General features: G+C 38.9%; 4 protein-coding genes. 2 read left to right on the top strand and 2 right to left on the bottom strand.

Features of this window, described 5'->3' with window-relative positions:
- Positions 1–90: 90 nt before the first annotated feature.
- The gene (locus tag AC3AX0_RS07975) at positions 91–1368 is read left to right on the top strand and encodes an MFS transporter (RefSeq protein WP_487549772.1); all 1278 of its coding nucleotides are present in this window, start codon (positions 91–93) and stop codon (positions 1366–1368) included.
- Positions 1369–1723: 355 nt separating this feature from the next.
- The gene (locus tag AC3AX0_RS07970; protein ID WP_487549771.1) at positions 1724–2788 is read left to right on the top strand and encodes a hypothetical protein; all 1065 of its coding nucleotides are present in this window, start codon (positions 1724–1726) and stop codon (positions 2786–2788) included.
- A gap of 252 nt (positions 2789–3040) precedes the next feature.
- On the opposite strand, the gene AC3AX0_RS07965 is transcribed toward AC3AX0_RS07970, so the two are convergent.
- Complete coding sequence (locus AC3AX0_RS07965) at positions 3041–3868, bottom strand: MBL fold metallo-hydrolase (protein WP_487549770.1); 828 nt, start codon at positions 3866–3868, stop codon at positions 3041–3043.
- 91 nt (positions 3869–3959) lie between these two features.
- On the bottom strand, positions 3960–4418 hold a 459-nt coding region (locus AC3AX0_RS07960), incomplete at its 5' end, for a zinc-binding metallopeptidase family protein (RefSeq protein ID WP_487549769.1).

Here is a 4418-nt window from a genome sequence, read left to right as displayed (position 1 = left end):
ACTATCTGTTTCACATCTAGCGCGACGATGTCGCTGTGACCTGGTTAACGCAGCATAGCTGCTTTCTTGATAAAGGAAATAGGGGTAATTATGAAGAAGCTTATTAATAGAAATTTTGCTCTTTACTCTTTGGGCAGGCTGGTTTCTCTTCTTGGAAGTGGTATTCAAAACGTCGCAATTCCACTTTATATTTTGAGAACAACAGGTTCAGGTTTTGCAATGGGTATTTTTGCCTGTGTAGAACTTCTTCCCCAATTGTTTTTGATGCCAATTGGCGGCGTCCTGGGGGACTATTTTAATAGAAAAAGAATAATGGTAATGTCGGACCTTTTAAGTGGAGTAATATCAATTTTACTCTTCTTATCAATTCGGGAAGGAGCGATTTATCTTCCCGTGCTTTTTGGTTGCCAGATTTTATTGTCAAGCGTAATGGCTGTTTTTGATACGGCCACAGCGGCAATGCTTCCGGAGCTTGTAGGTGACGAGGAGCTTTTGAAGGGCAATTCCATAGTAGGAAGCATAGACAGTATGACAAATATAGCAGGTCCAGTAATTGGAGCAGCTCTTTTTGGGATTTTCGGACTGAAAGCGGTATTCATAATAAATGGAGTATCCTTCCTTTTGTCTGCAGCAAGTGAAACATTCATAGATTACAAGCCGGAAAAAGTTACAAATGACAAGCTCACTGTTGCAAAATCCAGAAAAGACATTAAGGAAGGTTTTGCCTTCCTGAAAAAATCAAAGGGAATCATGTCCCTCATAATGTTTTCAGCAGTAGCAAACTTTTTTGGAATAGCAAGCCTGGCCGTAATCCTTCCATATATATTCGTAGAGGGCATAGGCTTTACAAACAATCAGTTTGGAATCCTTCAAGGTTCAATAATGGCTGGAATATTAATAGGGAATATTATACTTTCAATGATTGCAGGAAAATCTGCCAAGAACAAAATTGTTATTTTGGGTCTTTCGGCTGAAGCATTGATATTCTTTGTAATGGGAATATTCTTCTACCCAAGGGTATTTGAAGCTTTTGGAGGTCCGGGGTTTAAACTCATGGGTATCTTCATGATATTCCTTGTGATGTTCGGTGTATCAAATGCCTTTCTCAGGACAAGCATATTCACAAACATACAGCTAATGATACCAAACGAATTGAGAGCCAGGGTTCTTTCGGCATACAGTTTCAGTATGCAGGCAATAGCACCTATAGGTGTATTTGCAGCAGGTATAGCCCTTGACATGGTCGAGTACTATCAGCTCTTCATGTTCTGCACAATAATGATAACACTTACAACTGCAGTGTTCTTTTTAAGGGCTCCACAGGAATCCTTTGATCCTGCAACAATGAGAAATAGAGAAAACGCATAATTTAATAGTGATCAAAACGGCTTCTGGTGTAATATCGGGAGCCTGTTTTGTATTGTAAATGCTAAGACATTAGTCTTGTTGTGAAGTAGATGATACCGTTCAACAATCATGCCTAACAGCTCCCTACTTCGTCGGAACGAAAAACCTTAATCTCAAAAGCACAAAACACCTTGAATCGCTGGTGTTTAGCTACCGGTACAACAATTTACATATATCCAAATGTGATTGTTTGTACCTATTAGTCGAGACCTCGTTGTTATGCATGATTGCTTCACTGGTTCTGATTAAAGTATAAAATTTCATGGGAATGTGGGATATATATTTGTTCTGGAAGGCTTGAATTTTGGAGGTTGTTATGAAAAGAATTATAATGATAATGTTGGCTATTTGCTTTTTTTCCATCCCGGCTTTCGGAAATGCTGCATCTCCCTATGAGGATCCGGACAGCAATGTGGTACTGTTTGACGATAATACGGGTATAGTGCTATTGGAGGAATGGGTTAAATTCAGCATTGACGAGAACCACCGGTATTCTATGGTGGATGTTGTATATGATATTGAAAATGTAGACAGAGAGGATTCACATCTTGATATAATGTTTATTGCTCCATATTTCAGCTATGATACCAGGGCGATATATGAAGAAAGCTTCGATGTTTCAGTGAACGATGTAGAAATCACTGAATTTGAAATAAAGGAAGCCGGATATATTCCCGTAAACTGGAATGCAAGCTATACAATGGAGATAGTGGATCCTGTGGACGACAGGGTCCTTGAAAAAAGACTCAGCGGAGGCAGACCAAGCCAAAAGGATTGGGATGCCGAGGGAATTCAGTTCTCAATGGACATTGAAAAAGGTGAAAGGAAGACATTGAAGATATCCTATGGGGCTGAAGAAGGATATTATTCTTTTGATGACGTTGTAAATGATGTCTACACTCATTTATATTACTTGACACCTGCAAGATTCTGGAACGGGGATACTGTAGTGAATCTTGAGATAGAGTTTCCCGACGTAGGATACGAGGTCCATTCCAGCATAGACCTTGAAAAGGTGTCGGATATCAATTACAGTGCCAGACTTGAAGGTCTTCCAGAGGAGGAGTGGACCTTCAGCTATGTGGATACTACAGGGCTTTTTTACGGAACAAACAGAAGGGAGGTTCACAATACTAAAACCTGGATCATGATCGCTGCTACAGTCCTGGCGGGAATATGTGTCAGAAAAAGGAAGAAATGGAAGGGAAACTTGATTCTATTGTTAGTCTTACCAGAAATTTTCCTCTTCCGGCTAGGTTATGGGATTTTATATCTGGTGTATTTACTCATTGCACCTGTTACTGCATTGGTGGTGTTCATGGTATTGGTGATTGTTGGGCTGAGGAAATACAATAAGAGGAACAGTGATCGAAGGTTATAACAATAAAAATTACAAAACGGAGAAAAACAGATGAGTGTGAGGTCGTGACTAATAGGTATCAATAATTACAATTATAAATATAAGAATTGTTGTACCGTTAGCTAAACACCAATGTTTCAGGGTGTTTTGTAAACTTGATTATAGGATCAAGAAAGACATAATCGATGGAGCAGGGAATACTCATCTGTTTTTCGGAGTGTACCTGGTTAATACCTTTAAATTGTTTTTTAACTATGTTTTACTATTGCTAACCTATATCTCAATAACCTTGCCTGTAGTAATCTGGAAGTATCTGTCTGGAATCTCTTCCTTGAAAGTCTTTCCAGCATTAGGCCCATTGCAGTGGCATACTCCGATTTTTTCTATTTCGGAATTCTTGAAGTATTCAACTGTTTTGTCGATGAATCCTTGGGATGAATGAACCAGGTGAGTTCCGCCAAAGACCGCATGAATTTTTTCGTTGTATTGTTCCCTTACTTTTTCAATAATGGAAATTACTCCCGAATGAGAACATCCTATGACTAATACAAGTCCCTTTGCATGTTTCATTACAAGTACAGACTCTCCCGGCATGAAGTCTTTTATCTCAACACCATCTTCTTCACAGTAAAGACCGTTATCCTCCATTTTGTATTGTGGATGAAGTGAAAAACCGCTGATTACCTGGATGTTTTCCGAAATGGTTTCAACATCTTCTGATAATATTGTATTTACATTTCTTTTCTCAAGGTCTTCCCTGGTAAATTGTATTCCGATGCTCTCCTTTTTCATTCTATAGTATTTATGTCTTGGAAAGAAGAGGGACGGATTAACTATAAGCTTGAAGTCGTTGCCGAAGATATCCACATAGGGAATTACTCCTCCCGTATGATCGGAATGGCCGTGGCTGAGAACCATATAGTCGGCATTCTTGATATCTATATCAAGTTTATGGGCATTTTCAAGAAAGTTTTTACCATCGTTTCCAGTGTCGAATATTATCTTTTTTCCATCATACTCCACAAAGAATGACAGGCCATGCTCGCATTCAAGATTTGAATCCAGTGGCTTTGAGTTTTCTATTATTGTCGTGATTTTCATATATGTCTCCTTATTTTTTCTGTAAATAAATTAATCGAACTCTGTGTATATGTCAAGGTTTTGTGTCCGGATCCTGTGATTTAAAAAGTAATTAGTTTGTTATATATTCATAAAGAAGTTTTATTGTATTCTCAAGTCCTTCGTAGTGGGTTCTTTCCATTCCGTGGGATGCGTGGACTCCTGGACCAATTAGTGCTCCTCTGATATTGTTTCCAGAGCGAAGAGCTGCAGAGACATCTGAACCGTAATAGGGATAAATATCCACTGCATAGTTTATGTCATTTTTCTCAGCGAGAGCTATCAGCTTGTTTGTCATGTTGAAATCATAGGGACCACTGGAATCTTTTACACATATGGAAACATCATGCTCCGTGCAAGTCAAATCGTCTCCTATGCATCCCATGTCAACAGCAAGAAGTTCGTCAATCTCTTTCGGAATATATGCTGCTCCATGTCCAACCTCTTCGAAATTTGATATTACAATCTTAAGGTTGCACAGGGGAGTAATCATTTCCCTGGAAATGATCTCCATAAGTCCAAGAATGCAGGA

It is taken from the genome of Dethiosulfatibacter sp. (genome assembly GCF_983023055.1).
The sequence above is the reverse complement of the archived record's forward strand: the minus strand, read 5'-3'. Positions and strand labels throughout refer to the sequence as shown.